The 17,522-nt window shown below is 58.3% G+C and carries 15 protein-coding genes; 2 read left to right on the forward strand and 13 right to left on the reverse strand.

The window, feature by feature from the left end; translation table 11 throughout:
- The first annotated feature begins 43 nt into the window (after positions 1 to 43).
- Positions 44 to 865 (forward strand): alpha/beta fold hydrolase, encoded by an 822-nt coding sequence (locus KP708_RS08730; RefSeq protein ID WP_202206544.1) that lies wholly within the window; start codon positions 44 to 46, stop codon positions 863 to 865.
- 9 nt (positions 866 to 874) lie between these two features.
- On the opposite strand, the gene KP708_RS08735 is transcribed toward KP708_RS08730, so the two are convergent.
- The 3 genes from KP708_RS08735 to KP708_RS08745 all read right to left on the reverse strand — a co-directional run bounded on the left by KP708_RS08735 (position 875) and on the right by KP708_RS08745 (position 5,305).
- On the reverse strand, positions 875 to 2,914 hold the full coding sequence (locus KP708_RS08735; RefSeq protein ID WP_215748903.1) for an FUSC family protein: 2,040 nt from the start codon (positions 2,912 to 2,914) through the stop codon (positions 875 to 877).
- 75 nt (positions 2,915 to 2,989) lie between these two features.
- Positions 2,990 to 4,390 (reverse strand): glutathione-disulfide reductase, encoded by a 1,401-nt coding sequence (gorA, locus tag KP708_RS08740; protein WP_215748904.1) that lies wholly within the window; start codon positions 4,388 to 4,390, stop codon positions 2,990 to 2,992.
- 27 nt (positions 4,391 to 4,417) lie between these two features.
- Positions 4,418 to 5,305 (reverse strand): ferredoxin--NADP reductase, encoded by an 888-nt coding sequence (locus tag KP708_RS08745; RefSeq protein ID WP_202206541.1) that lies wholly within the window; start codon positions 5,303 to 5,305, stop codon positions 4,418 to 4,420.
- A gap of 136 nt (positions 5,306 to 5,441) precedes the next feature.
- On the opposite strand from KP708_RS08745, the gene KP708_RS08750 reads away from it, so the two are divergent.
- Entirely contained in the window at positions 5,442 to 7,907 is a 2,466-nt protein-coding gene (locus KP708_RS08750; RefSeq protein WP_215748905.1) for a helicase-related protein, read from the forward strand.
- Between the two features lie 45 nt (positions 7,908 to 7,952).
- Here the strand turns inward: KP708_RS08750 and KP708_RS08755 are convergent, their stop codons facing one another.
- From KP708_RS08755 to KP708_RS08800, 10 genes are all read right to left on the reverse strand, one after another.
- Entirely contained in the window at positions 7,953 to 8,342 is a 390-nt protein-coding gene (locus KP708_RS08755; RefSeq protein ID WP_237389836.1) for a helix-turn-helix domain-containing protein, read from the reverse strand.
- A 214-nt stretch (positions 8,343 to 8,556) separates the two neighbouring features.
- Positions 8,557 to 9,294 (reverse strand): META domain-containing protein, encoded by a 738-nt coding sequence (locus KP708_RS08760; protein WP_215748906.1) that lies wholly within the window; start codon positions 9,292 to 9,294, stop codon positions 8,557 to 8,559.
- 14 nt (positions 9,295 to 9,308) lie between these two features.
- On the reverse strand, positions 9,309 to 10,571 hold the full coding sequence (gene serS, locus KP708_RS08765; RefSeq protein WP_215748907.1) for a serine--tRNA ligase: 1,263 nt from the start codon (positions 10,569 to 10,571) through the stop codon (positions 9,309 to 9,311).
- A 14-nt stretch (positions 10,572 to 10,585) separates the two neighbouring features.
- Entirely contained in the window at positions 10,586 to 11,365 is a 780-nt protein-coding gene (gene tatC, locus KP708_RS08770; RefSeq protein ID WP_215748908.1) for a twin-arginine translocase subunit TatC, read from the reverse strand.
- Positions 11,362 to 11,952 (reverse strand): Sec-independent protein translocase protein TatB, encoded by a 591-nt coding sequence (gene tatB, locus KP708_RS08775; RefSeq protein ID WP_086634579.1) that lies wholly within the window; start codon positions 11,950 to 11,952, stop codon positions 11,362 to 11,364. The genes tatC and tatB overlap by 4 nt, the downstream gene beginning before the upstream one ends.
- Positions 11,953 to 11,961: 9 nt before the next feature.
- The gene (scpB, locus tag KP708_RS08780; protein ID WP_215748909.1) at positions 11,962 to 12,567 is read right to left on the reverse strand and encodes an SMC-Scp complex subunit ScpB; all 606 of its coding nucleotides are present in this window, start codon (positions 12,565 to 12,567) and stop codon (positions 11,962 to 11,964) included.
- Positions 12,549 to 13,307: a ScpA family protein gene (locus tag KP708_RS08785; protein ID WP_086634581.1), complete on the reverse strand. Its 759-nt coding sequence runs from the start codon at positions 13,305 to 13,307 to the stop codon at positions 12,549 to 12,551. The genes scpB and KP708_RS08785 overlap by 19 nt, the downstream gene beginning before the upstream one ends.
- Positions 13,308 to 13,317: 10 nt before the next feature.
- Entirely contained in the window at positions 13,318 to 14,433 is a 1,116-nt protein-coding gene (locus KP708_RS08790) for an SPOR domain-containing protein (RefSeq protein WP_215748910.1), read from the reverse strand.
- Entirely contained in the window at positions 14,430 to 16,238 is a 1,809-nt protein-coding gene (gene argS / locus KP708_RS08795) for an arginine--tRNA ligase (protein WP_215757165.1), read from the reverse strand. Before argS ends, KP708_RS08790 begins: the two co-directional genes overlap by 4 nt.
- A gap of 44 nt (positions 16,239 to 16,282) precedes the next feature.
- On the reverse strand, positions 16,283 to 17,446 hold the full coding sequence (locus KP708_RS08800) for a deoxyguanosinetriphosphate triphosphohydrolase (RefSeq protein ID WP_215748912.1): 1,164 nt from the start codon (positions 17,444 to 17,446) through the stop codon (positions 16,283 to 16,285).
- Positions 17,447 to 17,522: the final 76 nt, after the last annotated feature.

The following is a 17,522-nucleotide window of genomic DNA, read 5'->3' on the forward strand; positions in this document are numbered from 1 at the left end:
GCGGCTGGTATCATCCAGCCAGATCGTATGAGGAGCAGACTCCATGCCGTATATTACTGCTACTGACGGAACGAGCCTTCATGTGAAGGATATGGGCGTTGGACGCCCGGTTGTTCTGATCCACGGCTGGCCACTGACCGGCGACATGTGGGAAAAACAGACCCTCGCTCTTGTCGAAGCCGGCTACCGCGTCATTACCTATGACCGTCGCGGCTTTGGTCTCTCAGGCCACCCCATCAACTGCTACAATTATGACGTTCTGGCTGATGATCTTGCCGTCATTCTGGAACAGCTTGATCTATGGGACGCAACTCTCGTTGGCTTCTCAATGGGCGGCGGCGAAGTGGCCCGCTATCTGACACGCCATGGCCGAGCCAGAATTTCCAAGGCCGTCCTTTTGGCATCCATCGTTCCGTTCCTGCTGAAGACCGCCGATAATCCTGATGGGGTGGATATCTCCGTCTTTGACGGTATCAAGCAGGAAATCCGACAGGATCGTTTTGGCTTCCTGAAGAGCTTCCTTCCAGGTTTTTATGGCACAACGATGCTGCACCATCCGGTCAGTGAAGGCGTGCTCGACTGGTCCTTCACGCTGGCAAGCATGGCGAGCCCAATGGCGACGCTCGATTGTGTGGATGCCTGGGGAAAAACGGATTTCCGCGGGGACCTTCAGTCCTTCACCATTCCGACGCTCATCATCCATGGAACGGCTGACTCGGCAGTCCCGGCCGATATCGCCGGACGCCGGGCTGCCGATATGATCCCGGGATCGATTTTCCGTGAATATGACGGGGCGCCACATGGGCTGTTCCTGACCCATGCCGAGCAGGTCAATGCAGACCTGCTGGAATTCCTGGCGTCCTGACCTCCCGGCTCAGGTCGTTGCCCTGAGAAATGCCCTGCTGGTCGGCAGTTCTGACTGCACGATCAGCAGGGAACCAATCGCCAGAACCAGATCATGGCGAATGGACGGGTCCTGAGACGCCCGCTCAAGGGCATAAAGCTCTGTCAACGTGGGCTCAATTGTTGCGGCTGTATGGGTAAGCGGTAATTTCCGACGCAAGAGATTTCGGATCAGACCATCCACCGCTGCCACAGCGGTCTCCGGCAGACTGCCATGCTGAGCCAGCTTGCGCAGCATCAGCACGTTACGCCCCACTGTCATGACCGAGAGAGTGCCACGTAGCATTTCCTCCGCCCGATCACTCTCCAGAGAGCCAGCGAAGCGAACCGCACGTTCCATGCTCTGCGTGCCATCATTGATCCAGACATATTCGTCCATCACAACACCCGGTAACGCCAGTCGCCGCAGACTGCGCTTAAGCTGATAGCGAAGAACTTCCGCGGCCCGACGCGGCGTAAATGGCAGAACCGCACGGAAGATGACCACACCGGCCCCGAGACCGAGCAGCAGCGCAATGGTCGTATTGAGCCATGACAACTCATCCATACGCCCCTGATTGTCCATGCCGAGCAGGAAAGGAAAGAACGTGCCGTAAGACGCCGCCATCACTGCCGTGCCCGGGTTCCGGGTCGCAAGACCGCCGAGCATCATGAAGAAGCCCACTGTCAGACAGAAAAACGCATAGCTGGCTGTGACCGGCATCACGACAAAGACGGGAATGACACTGGCGAGTGCCGCGAAAACGGCTCCGTAGAAGAACGCCGCGCTGAGCAGGACGGTATTTTCAAAAGTTGCAAAGCGGGCACAGACCACCGCAATGAAGGTCAGGAAGACGCTTCCCTGCGGCCAGGCCGTCACTTCCCAGACATACGCCCCGAAAAGAAGCGCAGCCATGGTCCGCACCCCGTTTCGGGCAGCCGCTCGCCAGTCCGTATTCCGGGTCAGGCGATGACGTTCGGAAATCGGGGCACCATCTACGCTGGCGCGATAGGAACGCAGTGTTTCACAGAGGTCCGAAATCATGACCTCCACGCCGGTCAGAATAATGCCTTCATTCAGGGAATCTTCATCGTCGCGTGGCAAAACTGCCTGCATTCGGCCTCGACATTCAGCAAGTAAGGCTTCTGTCTGAACAAGAGCTGCAATGCCGCGACGATCGCTTTCCAGACGTGCTGGCAGCCCTTCAAGGGCAACCCCCATGTCGTGAAGAAACGGAAGAAGTGCTTCCGGAATATGAGACACAGACGTCATACGCGTCTTGAGCCCTAGTCCGCGCGACAGAACACGCGCCACGAGGCCCAGCGTCACATAGGCATGTTCGACCTCGTTGCCCTGACTGCGAATTTCGATCCGGGAGAACTCGATCTGATCGCTTGATGCCTGAAGCGATCCCATGAGGGCACAGAGCGTATCTGTGGCGTTGGCTTTCTGGTTCAGAACATCCGTCAGGGCACCACTGGCTTTTGTGAGAATAGCCTGTAACCGCTTTCGCAGTTCTTCCCGGGCGCGGTCTGCCACATTGGGAACGAACACCATTCCCATGACCGTCTCGCAGATCACGCCCAGAAAAATGTATGTTCCGCGCGCCATGGCGATATTGAACACATTGTCCGGCTCCTTGACGGCGCCAAGGGCAATGATGGTGCAGGTATAACCGGCAAGAACGAGTGCATAGCCTCGGAAGTTATGCGTCAGGGTGGCAAACCCGGCGCAAAGCCCGACCCAGATCGCCAAAGCGGGAAGAAATAGCCAAGGGTATTGCGGGAACATTCCCATCAGGGCGATGGCGGCAACCATGCCAACGACCGTGCCGACAAGACGCCACCGACCCTTGGAAATACTTTCTCCGCGGGAGTTCTGGGCCACAATCCAGACCGTCATGGCGGCCCATTGTGGCTCACCAAGCTCCATCCACAACGCAATGGCTAGAGCCAGCAGGGAGGCGATCGTCGTGCGCAGGGCGAACATCACGGACGTGATGGACGGCGCAAACAGCCAGCCGAGCTTCACGCCTGCACCTGCCCTGCTGTGTAATGGCTCATGATCTTCAGGGGCAACAAAGGATCGTCATGAGCCATCGGAGTATCAGTTCTGCTTGTCGGAGGAAGGAGGAACATGGCGCGTTGGCGTCCGCATGGTTACGAACTCCTCCGCACTTGTAGGGTGAAGGCCGATCGTGCGGTCAAGATCTCGCTTGGTCAGACCTGCTGTGACGGCAATGGCCAGCCCCTGAATGATCTCTGGTGAATCCGGTCCGATCATGTGGGCACCAAGCACGACCTGACTTTTTGAATCCACAACCAGCTTCATGAATGCCTTGCCCTTACGACCAGACAGCGACTGGCGCATCGGCGTGAAGGACGAGGTGTAGATATCAAGTGTGTGGTGTTCGGCAGCCTCTTCTTCGGTGAAACCCACCGAAGCGAGCGGCTGGCTGAAGAACACGGCTTTGGGTGTCGTGGCAAAAGACCACTCACGCCCCGTCTCACCGAACAGACGCTCCGCCAGAAGATGACCCTCGGCGATAGCTGTCGGCGTAAGGTTATAGGTATCGGTCACGTCCCCAATGGCATAAATGCCCGGAACGTTCGTCTTTGCATCTTCAATGCGCGTGACAATGCGACCGTCTGTAGCCTTAACCCCGGCCAGATCCAGCCGCAGGGATGTCAGGTTTGGATGGCGTCCTGTCGCCATGAAGACGCAGTCGGTTTCGATGACCTTTCCACCCCTTAGGTGAAGACGATACCCTTCAGAAGTCTTCTCAATCCGCTCCGGTGTGCTGCCCGGATGAGACGTGATGCCATTCAAGGGCACCAACTCTGCCATATGGCGACGCAGTTCCTCGTCAAACCCACGCAGCGGCAGATCCTGTCGATAAACGAAGTCCACCTGCGAGCCGAGGCCCGCAAAAATTCCTGCGAATTCAATTCCGATATAGCCGCTGCCAATAATGGCAACGCGCTCGGGCCGGTTCTCCAGATGAAACGCATCATCCGAAACAATCGCGTGCTCCGCACCGGGAATATTAAGGCGCGTCGGTGCACCACCCGTCGCAATGACGATGTTCTTTGCGCGAACGGTCTGAACCGCAGCATCCGGAGCAAGCTGGGACGGGCCGATTTCAACCGTGTTCGCATCCACAAAGCGCGCATCGCCCGTGAAAAGCTCAACGCCAGCTTTCTTCAGCATTGAGACGTAAATGCCATTCAGGCGCTCGATCTCGCGGTCCTTGGCATCAATCAGCGTGCGCCAGTCATGCGGTCCCGGCGTCACGTCCCAGCCATAGGCGCGGGCATCGTCGATCTCGCGGCCATACTCCGCCGCATAAACCATCAGCTTTTTCGGCACGCAGCCGAGATTAACGCAGGTTCCGCCCCAGTGACGACGCTCCGCAATCGCGACGCGCGCGCCGTTCTGGGCAGCAATACGCGCACAGCGTACCCCGCCCGATCCGGCTCCGATGACGAAAAGATCGAATTCCTGCATAAATCCCGGCCTTCCGTGCCTGTGGTCTCAGCGCTCTGCGAACGCCTTTTCGACAACGTAAGAACCCTGACGGCTCATGTTGCCTTCCTCAAAGCCCATACGCTCCAGAAGCGCTTCCGTATCTGCCAGCATTTCCGGCGAACCACAGATCATGACGCGATCATGCTCAGGGTCGAGCTTGTCGATGCCCAGATCCTCGAAGATCTTGCCACTTTCGATCAGCTTCGTAATGCGATCCGTGACGGCATAGTCTTCACGCGTCACAGCCGGATAGTACTTCAGCTTGTCGGCAACGAACTCACCCAGAAACTCATGCTCCGGCAGTTCGTGGCGGATGTGGTTCTCGTAAGCCAGTTCGCCCGAAATACGGACTGTGTGGCTGAGGATCACGTTCTCGTAACGCTCGTAAGCGTCCGGGTCCTTGATGAGGCTCATGAACGGCGCCAGGCCTGTGCCTGTGGACAGGAAGTACAGGTTACGACCTGGCTTCAGGTTATCAAGAAGCAGTGTCCCCACCGGCTTGCGACCGATCAGAACCGTATCGCCCACTTTCACATGACGCAGACGGGACGTCAGCGGCCCCTCCGGCACGGCGATGGAGAGGAACTCCATGTGGTCTTCGTAATTGGCCGATGCGATAGAGTAGGCGCGCAGAAGCGGCTTGCCCTCGACCTCAATGCCAATCATCGCGAACTGGCCGTTCTCGAACCGCAGGCCCGGATCACGCGTTGTGGTGAAGCTGAAAAGACGGTCCGTCCAATGATGAACGGTCAGAACCTTTGCAGGATACAGATGAGCGTATTCCTTGCTGGGTTCAGCCAGACGATACTGTTTCGGATGGCCTTCATACGGCGTCAGGCCCGTAATGGGTTCGTCGATCTCAGGAGTCGGGGCGGCAAAACTCGGGGTGGACATATCGGTTTCTGTCTCCGGTGTGGCACGGATAACAGGTCTCGGACCTGATAAGAGCCGGACCTTTTAGCGCAATCATCACGTTTCGGAAAACCCATGCGCGTTGAACCTGCTAGCCGAATGACGCAAAAGTCTTTTCATGACAGACGACTCCGTGAGCGACGCCCCCCTCTCTCCCGCCGAACGTGCCCTGAACCAGGCTGTAGCCGATTTCGGGACACCTCTGGATATTACCCCTCGTGAGCGGCCAGCCCTGCTCCGACAGGTCGCCCGGCGGCTTGAAGGCAATGAGGCGACCCTCCCCCACGAGGCCTTGATCGACGCGCTGTGCGTCGTACGGCGTAAGACATGGGCGTCCCAGCTCATGAACGTGGCCCGCCGTGCTGGTGAAATCTGGGTCACGAAGGCAGACACACAGGAAGCTGCCGCACGCACGCACGACCCCCGTGCCGACATCGCGGCTCTGCGCCTTACGCTAGAGGATGTGCTGGTCTCACGCTGGCAGGATCTGGGAGACTCGCCACGCAGCGTTCTCGAAGAGGTTCGTGCCGATCTTGCAGATGCCGGACTGATCCTGTCTGGCGGCCAGCTTGAAAAGCTTTCCCGCAGTATTGCGAGCGCATTCGGAAGCGTTGACCTCGGCTTCGAAGACGATCTCCGCCTGGCGGAAGAGCGCCGTGCCCGCGAACAGGCTGACATTCAGGCTCGTGCAGAACGTCGCCGGGAGCGTGAGCTCGAACGCCTGAAAGAGTGGGAAGCCAATCTTGCCGGGTTTGAAGAAGTCCCGGGCATTCTCCATTGTTCCCGGCGTGAAGCGTTGCGATGGGTGGCGGAAAACCGTCTTCCCATTGCCAAGCGCGAAACACGTGATGACGGCATCGAGCTGTTCTTCTTCGATCCAGACGAACTGAAGAAGCTTCGTGCACGCCTTCCCGAGTGGCGCAGCGGCACACCGGATCGTCCGGAGAAGCTGGAACGTGGCACCAAAGTCGGCAATGCCGCCATTGCCCGCGTTGCAGCGCTGGATCGTTTTGCAGCTCATTTCCGCACGGCGCGTTCTCTCAAACGCCGCATTACCCTCGTTACGGGCCCGACCAATTCGGGGAAATCCTACACAGCGCTCAATGCGCTCGCTAATGCAGAAAGTGGCCTGGCGCTCGCCCCTCTTCGTCTCCTGGCGCATGAATTCCGGGAAGCTCTGCTGACCCGTGGCGTCCCCGCATCTCTGGCCACGGGCGAAGAGCGCATTGAAATGCCCGGTGCCCGCCACCTGGCAGCAACGGTCGAAATGTGCCCGTTCCATAAGCCGGTGGACGTCGCTATCATTGATGAGGCCCAGATGCTGGCGGACCCGGATCGGGGTGCAGCATGGACAGCTGCGATCATGGGTGTGCCAGCTCGGCACGTGTACATTCTTGGCGCTGCGGATTGTATCCCGCTCGTCAAACGGATTGCCGAACTCTGTGACGATCCGGTGGACGAGATCCATCTCGAACGAAAAAGTCCGCTCAAAGCTGGCGGAACGGTTCATCTCAGCGAATTGACGGTCGGCGATGCCGTCATTGCGTTCTCACGGCGTGAAGTTCTGGACATGCGGGCCGAGCTTATGGCCCGTGGACGCCGGGTGGCCGTTGTTTATGGCGCCCTCAGCCCGGAAGTGCGCCGCGCGGAAGCCGCCCGTTTCAACAATGGCGATGCAGATATTCTGATTGCGACAGACGCTATCGGAATGGGATTGAACCTCTCCATCCGCCGCGTTGTCTTCAGCGCCCTACGCAAGTTTGATGGGCGTCAGACCCGCGATCTGATCTCGCAGGAGGTCAAACAGATCGGTGGTCGTGCTGGCCGCTATGGCAAGCATGAGGAAGGCCTTGTCTGCGTTCTTGCAGAATCTGGAAGCCCGACTTTCGTTCGCCACATGCTGGCAGCCCCTCCGGAACCCGTGACGGAGCTGCGGCCACTGGTCCAGCCAGACTCAGACATCGTGCGTGCCGTTGCTGAAGAAATTGGCAGCGACAGCCTCTATGGCGTTCTGACACGCATCAAGCACGCTGTTCTGCGTCCGGATGATCCAAACTACCGTCTGGCGGACATGGAACAGTCTCTCGAGATTGCAGCAGCCCTGGAGGGCGTAGAAAACCTCGATCTGACCATCCGCTGGACCTACGCCATGTGCCCGATTGATGAGCGGGACAATGGGATTCAGCGTCTGGTGAGCTGGGCAGCGGATCACGCTGCTGGCCGCCCTGTGCCGCCACCGGGAACGGGTCGCCTGCCTCATCCAGAGCAGGCAGGCCGTGAAGAGCTGGAACGAGCCGAAAAGCGCCATAAGCGCCTTGTCGCCTGGCGCTGGCTCGCATTGCGCTTCCCGGAAGCCTATCCCGCGCAGCAGAACGCTGAGATCAACACGTCGATCCTGAATGACTGGATTGAGCAGGTTCTGCGCACCCAGAGCCGGATGCGCGAAAGCCAGAAACAGCAGCGCGGCGGGTTTACGCCGAGAGGCCGGGGCGACAAGCCGTTTGCCGGAAAGTCAGGGCACCCGGCGAAGCATGGCTTCAAGAAAAAAGGGAAGCCTGGCGGCTTCCCCCGGAAACGAAGCTGAAAAACCGCTCCGAGGGGCACGAAACATCCTGCCCTTCGGAGTACCTTAGCCTTCGGCGGCTTCCTCAGCCTGTCGGACGCGCCGTTCTACCCATTTCTGGGCCTGCAATTTGATGAGCGGACTCAGCTGCCGATACAGGTTGAGGAACATGCTTTCATCGGGTGTCAGCGTTTCCTGAATTTCCTTGTACGCCATGCCGGTCAGGAGCACTTCAGCATCCACCCCGAGGGCCTCAGCCAGTGCGCCCAGATGCTTACCGACATGCCCGGAGCGCCCGGTCTCCCAAAAAGCTACAGCCGAGCGCGAAATTCCGACCCGATCTGCGAGCTGTTGCTGATTCAGTCCAACCATTTCCCGAAGAAGACGGATACGGCGTCCAAGCTCCAGTCCCGGGGAGACCCGCTCTGGCCCATTTTCTTCCGTAGGTTGAGTCATTTTTTTCATCCCAAGCATCACCGTACCTTCAAGCACCTGAAACGCACGCTCTTCAGATTGAGAAGGTATCAACAAGCCCGCAGCTATCGGAAAAACTTCATCAATTTGCAAATAATTTTTATCCGCCCCCGAAGTTAAAAATAATCTGACAGGTCGAATTAAAGCGCCAGATACTTAAGATTCAACAAAAATAAAAATATTTTTAAAACTGCTGTTATTTTTGACTATCAATAACTGTTGCAGTCAAAACAACCATAGCGTTTGCACTCTGTGAATTCAGAGACAGTTCTCCCCGCTGCCCAATAGACCAGGATCGAACATCCTCCAGATTTTTCACGAAATGACTTTCAACATCCATGCCTGAGCCAATACAGGCCATTCGGGTCATAGCCATAGGCGCAAACCGTATTGCATTGCCCTTAATCACGGCATGGCCCATCAGTCTGTTACAGCCCCCAAACCCTGAAACGCGACCATTTTGATCCAGCGTTAATATAGGCTTTCTAACCGCCTGCTCTAATGGCTTGCCATCCAGAGCCTGTACACTCCAGCTTCCATAAAGGGATGGCGCTACACTTGAATAGACGCGCCGAACGAGAATATTCGGCTGATCAGGCCCATGAAAATCTTCAGTGGTGAAAAGCAGCGTATTCCCTACGCGAATTTCTGCACGCAAAGCATATCGGAACCCACTTTTCAGCACGGGATAACGCAACGTGTAAGCAATCGGGCCCGGATGAAGAATATCCTGACGACTCTCCGCCAGAATAATTGCCGGAGCATCTGCGCGGGAAATATCTTCCAGTTGAACTGTCAGAACAGCCCCGGCCGGAAGCGCCATACGCTCCCGATACGTCACCGTCCCGCTCAAGGTTTCCAGAGGATCAGCCTTTGCCACCTGCACAAAGGCGCTTCCTGCCACAAGGGAAAGAGCGAAACGGCGTGTCATCATGTTAGAAACGGTCCTCAGCCAATACGAGTTAATCCACCCATATAGGAACGCAGCACTTCAGGAATGGTTATGCTGCCATCTTCATTCTGATAAGTTTCCATGACAGCAATCATGGTCCGGCCCACGGCCAGCCCGGAACCATTCAGCGTATTCACGAAGGCCGGACCGTTCTCGGACCGATACCGCGCCTTCATACGACGCGCCTGAAAGGCCCGGGTGTTGGAGCAGGAGGAAATCTCGCGCCAGGCCTGCTGCGCAGGAATCCACGCTTCCAGATCGAACGTCTTGGCCGCACCAAAACCCGTATCGCCAGCACACAGCAGAATACGGCGGAACGTGATGCCAAGGCGTTCCAGAATGGTCTCGGCAGCCTGCGTCATGCGCTCATGTTCGGCATCGCTGTCTTCAGGCTTCACGATGGAAACGAGTTCGCATTTCGTGAACTGATGCTGGCGCAGCATCCCGCGAACATCACGGCCCGCAGAGCCTGCTTCAGAACGGAAACACTGGGACAGTGCCGTCAAACGGATCGGCAGCGCATCGGCGGCCAGAATATCGCCCATTACAGAGGCCGTAAGCGGAACTTCAGCGGTCGGGATCAGCCAGCGACCATCTTCCGTACGGAAGGAATCCTCAGCAAACTTCGGCAGCTTGTCGGTGCCGTACATCGCCGCATCATTCACCAGAAGCGGAACACTGGTCTCGCTGTAACCAAACTCGGTCGTATGCGTATCCAGCATGAACTGACCCAGCGCACGCTCCAGACGGGCCAGCGCGCCACGCAGAACGACAAAGCGTGTCCCGGACAGCTTGGCGGCCGTCGGGAAGTCCATCAGGCCAAGAGCTTCACCCAGCTCGAAATGCTGCTTCGGCTCGAACGTGAATTCACGCTTCTCACCACGATAATGAACGACGACGTTCTCATCCTCGCTCTTCCCATCAGGAACAGATGGGTCAAGCTGGTTAGGCAGGGACGCCAGAACATCATCGATGTTCTTTTCGATGATGGCCGCACGCTCTTCCAGACCCGTAATCCGATCACGCAGTTCGACCGCCTGCGCTTCCAGAGCGGACGTATCGGCGCCAGTGCGCTTGCCCTGCCCAATTTCCTTCGCCAGCGTTTTGCGGGTCGCCTGAGCCTCCTGCAACGCGGCCAGAGCGGCGCGACGCTCTTCATCTTCCGAGACGATTTTCTGCCCCACCGGTGACAGGCCCCGACGCTCAAGAGCAGCGTCAAATGCGGCCGGATCGGCGCGCAGGGCTTTCAGGTCATGCATGGTTCAGGGCTCCGTCAGTCTTCTTCGTCAGTCACGGGCTTCGGCTCAACCAGCCGCGCCACAAGAATGGATACCTCGTACAGCGCCACAAGCGGAATGGCGAGGCTCAGCATGGTAATGGCATCTGGCGGGGCAATCACGGCCGCCACGGCGAAGGACGCCACCACCGCATAACGGCGGAATTTCTTGAGCTGCGCCGTCCCGATCAGCCCCACACGCACCAGCAAGGTCAGGATCACCGGAAGCTCGAAGCAGATCCCAAATGCGAGGATCATCTTCGTTACGAGCGTCAGATATTCAGACACCTTGGCTTGAAGTTCGATGTCCATTCCACCATTGCCCGATGTCTGGAACGACAGGAAGAACTTCCAGGCAAACGGGAACACGACGTAATAGGCCAACGCGGCGCCAATGGTGAACATGACGGGCGTTGCGACGAGGAACGGTGCAAACGCCTTCTTCTCACTGCGATACAGGCCAGGCGCGATGAAAATCCACGCCTGAATGGCAATCATCGGAAAAGACAGGCACGTCGCGCCAAACACCGCCACACGAATATACGTGAAGAACGCCTCATAAAGCGCCGTATAGATCAGGTGTGGCTGCTCACCCTTCTCGCGCATGATGTTGCCAAGAGGAGCCGCCAGAAACCGGTAAATATCGCCTGCAAAATGATAGCAGATCGCAAAGGCGATCACGAACGTGGCAATGGACCAGATCAGTCGACGTCGAAGCTCGACAATATGGTCGAGCAGCGGCATCGGGGTGTCCTGGATCGTATCGGAGTCCGTCATGCGTCTTTCTCCGCGCTCGAAATGGCAACGCGCCGGCCATGATGAAGCGCACGGACAGGCGGTAGAATATCGGGCGCCCGCCACCGGGGGCGCTCATGCATCAGGCGCCGTGCTGTTGCGGGTGGAAGGATGGATGGCGCGTCCACAATGTCATCATTGAGCTCTTCTTCCGCCTGATCCTGCACCATCGCGTTGTAGGGGCGGCTCTCACCACCGCCAAAAGACGATGGAGGCATCGGTGGAGGAGCCGGGACCCGTGGCAGATCGTTGACACTGGAGGACGACACTGCTGCGCCGCTGGTATCAATGTCCAGGCTACGGCGAATGGAATTATCGCTATCGATCGCCTTAGTGACACGGTCCCGCAGATTGAAGTTCTTCAGATCCCGAAACTGATCCCGCGCTTCAGACAGGTCCGCTTCCCGTACCATATCGTCAATATGAGACTGGAATTCACCAGCCATCCGGCGCATCGCCTTGATACCGTTCGAGAGTGTACGAATGGCAACCGGCAGATCTTTCGGCCGAATGAAAACCATTGCCACGACGACAAAAAGGGCAATTTCAGAGAAACTGAAGTCAAACATGCAACAATCCTAGCCCTTCCCGTCAGTCTCGCCTACGGGTGAAGACGCATCCGGTGCTGCTTCAGTGGGAGCCCTGTCCAGCAGGAAGTCTTCACGCTTCGGCAATGACCCGATATCGAGCAGTCCGAAACTCTCCAGAAAGATGGGTGTCGTTCCCCAGAGAACGGGACGCCCGGGCACTTCCTTTCGGCCTTTCGGCGCAATCAGACTATCTTCCAGCAGCGCATCCAGAATAGCCTGCCCCAGGGATACACCACGGATCGCTTCAATTTCTGCCCGTGTGCACGGCTGGTGATACGCAATAATTGCCAGCGTTTCCATTGCCCCCCGGCTGAGCCGACGGGGTTTCTCCACGATCTTGGTCAGCGCAGACGCATATTCCGCGCGCGTCCGGAACTGCCAGCCTCCAGCCACTTCAACAAGCTCAATAGCACGGGTCGCATAACGCTCTCCCACTGCTGCCAGAGCTTCCGTAGCCGCGATTTTCAGACCCTGTGTACTTAGAAGGTCCGCAATGATGGAAAGGCGCACCGGCTCAGGGCTGGCAAAAACAAGTGCCTCCACCAGCAGGCAGGCGCGCTCCATATCGGAAGCCATCACGAGACTGCCCGCCATTCAATTTCAGCAAAAGCCTCTGGCTGTCGGAGTTCCACCGCACCACCCTTAGCCATTTCCAGTCCGGCAAGTAGCGTTCCCGCAAGAGCGGCATTGCGATCATACGGACCGGCCTCCAGCCCTTCCCCCAGATGTTCGGGCAGAAGGGACGTCAGCGTCTGCCAGTCCGCCACGGCATCTGTGCCCAGCATGCGGCGCAGACGGGCTAAGGCATCCTGCACGCTCCAGTACCGGCGGGTGCGTGGCGCATAGACACGTTTGCGGTTCGTACGTCTGCGGGCAGAGAGATAAGCTGTAATCAGCGCTGACAGGTCCACTCTCAGACCCGAACGGTCAATCTCGGTGTGGTCTTCCCCTTCACCGCGACGGAACACATCCATACCAAGCCTGGGTTGTTTCATGAGCCAGGCTGCGGCTGCACGCATACGTTCTAGTTCGAACAGACGCTCCTGAAGCTGCTCCACCGCTTCTTCAGCGTCTTCCCCGTTATTTTCTGCGGGAAGAAGCAGTTTGGACTTCAACCAGGCGAGCCAAGCCGCCATCACCAACCAGTCTGCTGCCAGTTCAAGCCGCAGTGCCCTTGCTTCCACGCGGGCCTGCTCCACAACGGACAGATACTGCTCGACAAGCTGAAGAATGGAGATTTTTGCGAGGTCCACCTTCTGGGACCGGGCGAGGTCAAGGAGCAGATCCAGCGGCCCCTCGAACCCGTCCAGCGTCAGATGCAGAACCTCGCTCAAGCCCGGCCTCTCAGAACTGTGCCGGAGTGCAGGCGATGGACTGTGCGTGCAGCTTCACGCAATACGCCCGGGCAGCCTTCAGATCCGCGAAGCCACCAATACGCAGCCGCACAAACGTCTTGTCCCCATGAGCAGTCTTCTCAAAGAGCGGTGAATGACCTGCGAACAGTCCAGGTGCCTGATGGCGCAGTGTGTCCCACTCCTTGCGCGCTGCGGCCTCACTGTCGAGCGCGGCAAGCTGAACTTCGCGTGCACCGCCAGCCTCAGCCTTCGGAGCAGCAGCCGTTTTCTGCTGAGGAACAGCATTTTCTGGCTCAGCCACAGGCGCCGGAAGGGGCTTCTGCACAGGCTTTGGCGGAACAGCTTTGTGAACAGGCGCATCAGGGGCCTTAGGCTGCGGCTTGATGGCTGGAACCTGCTTGGGCGCTGGAGCCTCTTCAGGCGTTTCGGCGTCCGCAGGCGCTGAAGCGGCATCTTTGCTTTCAGGAGCCGCGGGAGGCACAGCCGACGGTTCAGCGGCAGCCTTGTCCTTGCCTGTTGCAGCATCTGGAGCAGCCGGAGCCGCACCGTCAGGAGGCGTAGCGTCAGCGGGCGCTGCTGGCTTGTCCGGCTGAGCCGCAGGAGGCGTCCCGGGCTGCACACCATACTGACGAGCCAGCGCCTTCGCGTCCGGCTGTTCCGGTCCCGGAGCAAGATGCGCTTCCCCGTTGCCTGTCAGATCCGTATCGCCGCTATCACTGCCCATGATCTGCATTCCTCCGGGATCGGTTGGAACGTCTTTCACAGGGCCTGGCGGTGGGCCGATAATGGGAATTCCGCCGTGATGGCCTCCTGTCAAAGACCATCCTCCGACAGCGAGCAGCAACACGGCGCCGATGCCGATGGCACCACCGACAAGCTTTCGCGTCGCCGGATCACTGCCAAGAAGGGACGCAAGGCCACCGGCGCGGCTCGCCGTCTCCGGCGCTGCCGCCGCACGACGACGCGGTGGGGCGTCATCATCGTAGTCGTTGCTCAGGCGCTCACGCTCCGCACGCGGGGCAGACGACGGGCGGGGAGAAGAAGGTCCCGCGCCGTAATCACCCGGATCCCGGAAATCGCGATCATTCTCGCTGTCAGGGCTCATCGCATTTCCTCCACTGGCACAACGCCAAGAATGGTCAGTGCGCAACGCAGGGTGCTGGCAATCGCAGAAACAAGCGCCAGTTTTGCCAGGCTCGTCTCACGATCATTCTCATGCAGAAAGCGCAGGGTCGTGTCTTCGCGTCCACGATTCCACAGTGTGTGGAAATCAGACGCCAGATCAATGCAATACGTTGCAATCCGATGCGGTTCACGCGCTGCAGCAGCCGCTTCGACAGAACGCGGGAAAGACGCGATACGGTGCAGAACGGCCAGTTCCACGTCTGATGTCAGACCGGAAAGATCAACAGTTACCAGCGCTTCAGGCGTCACGGATGCGGCACCAAACATCGCTTCTGCTGAACGCAGAACCGAGCGGCAGCGGGCGTGAGCGTACTGAACGTAAAACACCGGGTTATCACGCGTCTGGGCGACAACAGCGTCCAGATCGAATTCCATCTGTGCATCAGCCTTACGGGTCAGCATCGTGAAGCGCACGGCATCACGTCCGACTTCATCCAGCAGATCGCGCAGCGTCACGAACGTGCCCGCACGCTTGGACATACGGACTGGCTCGCCGTTCTTCACAACGCGCACAATCTGGCACATCACGACTTCAAAGCCGGTCTTGCCMTCCGTCAGCGCCGAAATTGCAGCGCGCATGCGGGAGACGTAACCGCCGTGATCCGCACCGAGCACGTCAATCAGAACGTCTGAGTTCTCAGCCTTCTGAGCGTGATATCCGATATCATTGGCGAAATAGGTGTTGGTGCCGTCAGATTTGCGAAGTGCACGATCCTGATCGTCCCCAAAATCTGTAGAGCGGAACAGGGTTTGCGGGCGCGGTTCCCAGTCTTCGGGGGTCTTGCCCTTGGGTGGCTCAAGCACGCCTTCATAAAGCAGGCCCTTGCTTTCCAGCTTGGCAATCGCGGCATCAACCCGCCCGCTCGCCAGCGTTTCCGCTTCACTGGCGAAGACTTCATGGGAGATGCCCAACCCTTCCAGATCCTCGCGAATTGCGGCCATCATCTGCACCAGCGTTTCAGCGCGAATGATATCGAACCAGACAGACGGATCAGCCGGGCTGCCATCATCGTTGGCGAGAGCGCGACCATGCTTTTCAGCAATACTCTCTGCAACCGGGATCAGATAGTCACCCTGATACTGCAAACCATTCGGGGTCAGCGGGCTGAACGTGTCAGCATCGATGTCCGTGCCGATAACCTGCAGGTAACGCCAGTAAGTTGCCCACGTCAGGGCAACAACCTGCGTGCCGGCGTCATTGATGTAATATTCGCGCGTGACCTTGTAGCCTGCCGCCTGCATCAGGTTTGCAAGCGCATCCCCCACCACAGCGCCACGACAATGACCCACGTGCATCGGGCCAGTCGGATTGGCGGAGACGTATTCAACATTGACGCGCGTTCCCTGCCCAATCGAGGAACGACCGAAGGCTTCACCGGCCTCCAGAACAGCCTTCGCTACTCCCTGAAAGACATATGGCTTGAGCGTCATGTTCACGAATCCAGGACCGGCGGCTTCAGCATGATCTATGTCTGGCAGGTCGGCGAGTTTCTGCACCAGTTCTGCCGCAATCTCCGCTGGCTTGCGCTTGGCTGGCTTTGCGGCCAGCAAAGCAGCATTGGTCGCCATATGGCCATGGGACGGGTCACGCGGCGGCGTCACTTCAACGCGCTGCACCACCTCTTCCGGCAGGCCGGGGACAACGGACCGCAGCGCCTCGCACACCTGGTCTCTGGCGCGGGCAAAAAGGCAGTCAGTCGTATGGGCAGTGGGTGCAGCGACCATTTCAGCTCGATTCCTGTAACCTGTATCGTCTTGGAGGGGCTTTATCAGCCCAGCACGGAGAGGTCCGTCAACCGTCGATGTTCTTCCATCGCGAAACGATCGGTCATTCCGGCGATATAATTGGCCACCAGACGCCGTCGTTCCATATCATCTGCGGCCTTGGCACGATCCTTGAGCGGGTCTGGCAGAAGGCCGGGCTCTTCTGAAAGGATCGTAAAGATTTCAGCCAGCGCGATCTTCGCTTTACGCGCCATGCGATTAACCCGCCAGTGGCGATACATGCGGGCATAAAGAAATTTGCGGATAGCCTTGTTCTTTTCCCGCATCTCGGGACTGAACGCCACAACCGCATGATCGGCATGGCGAATATCATCCGCGGACTGCGGATCAAGAGCCTCAAGATTACGGCGCGTCTGATCCGTGAGATCCGTCGCGAGGGCGTTGATCACCACGCGGATTGTCTCATGACGGACACGCTGTGCCTGATCCATCGCTTCGCGACCCGTGCGACGCTCCATCTCACGCGACGCCCGAAGCGCATCACCCACCAGGGGAAGATCTTCAATATCATCGAAGGTTAGAAGACCGGCTCTCAGCCCGTCATCCAGATCATGGCCGTGATAGGCAATATCATCCGACATGGCTGCAACCTGCGCTTCGGCTGACGCGTAGCTGCTGAGATCAAGATGATGGCGCGCATCATATTCAGCCAGATAAGGCGTTGGGCGCTTTACCGGGCCGTTGTGCTTCGCCAGCCCTTCCAGCGTTTCCCATGTCAGGTTCAGACCATCGAAAGCGTGATAACGCGTTTCAAGCGACGTCACGAGGCGAAGGGACTGCGTGTTGTGATCGAAACCACCCCAATCCTGCATGGCAAGGGCCAGAGCATCTTCTCCGGCATGACCAAACGGCGTGTGACCCATGTCATGGGCCAGCGCGAGAGCTTCTGTCAGGTCCTCATTCAGGTCGAGGCTTCGGGCAATCGAACGGGCAATCTGGGCAACTTCCAGGGAATGGGTCAGACGGGTGCGAAAGAAATCACCTTCATGATTGATAAACACCTGCGTCTTGTACTGAAGTGTCCGGAAGCCGGCGGAATGCAGGACGCGATCCCGGTCCCGCTGCCATGGAGAACGGACAGGGCTTTCTGTCTCCCGGTAGAGTCGGCCTCGCGCACCTTCTTCCTGAACCGCATAGATGGCAGGCATCAACACACTCCCCTGATGATCCTTAGGCGCGGAAAGCACTCTAATTGCTGGATCAAACGCCTCATTCTACGACAGG

It is taken from the genome of Gluconobacter sp. P5H9_a (assembly GCF_018812085.1).
In the GTDB taxonomy this organism is placed as follows: Bacteria; Pseudomonadota; Alphaproteobacteria; order Acetobacterales; family Acetobacteraceae; genus Gluconobacter.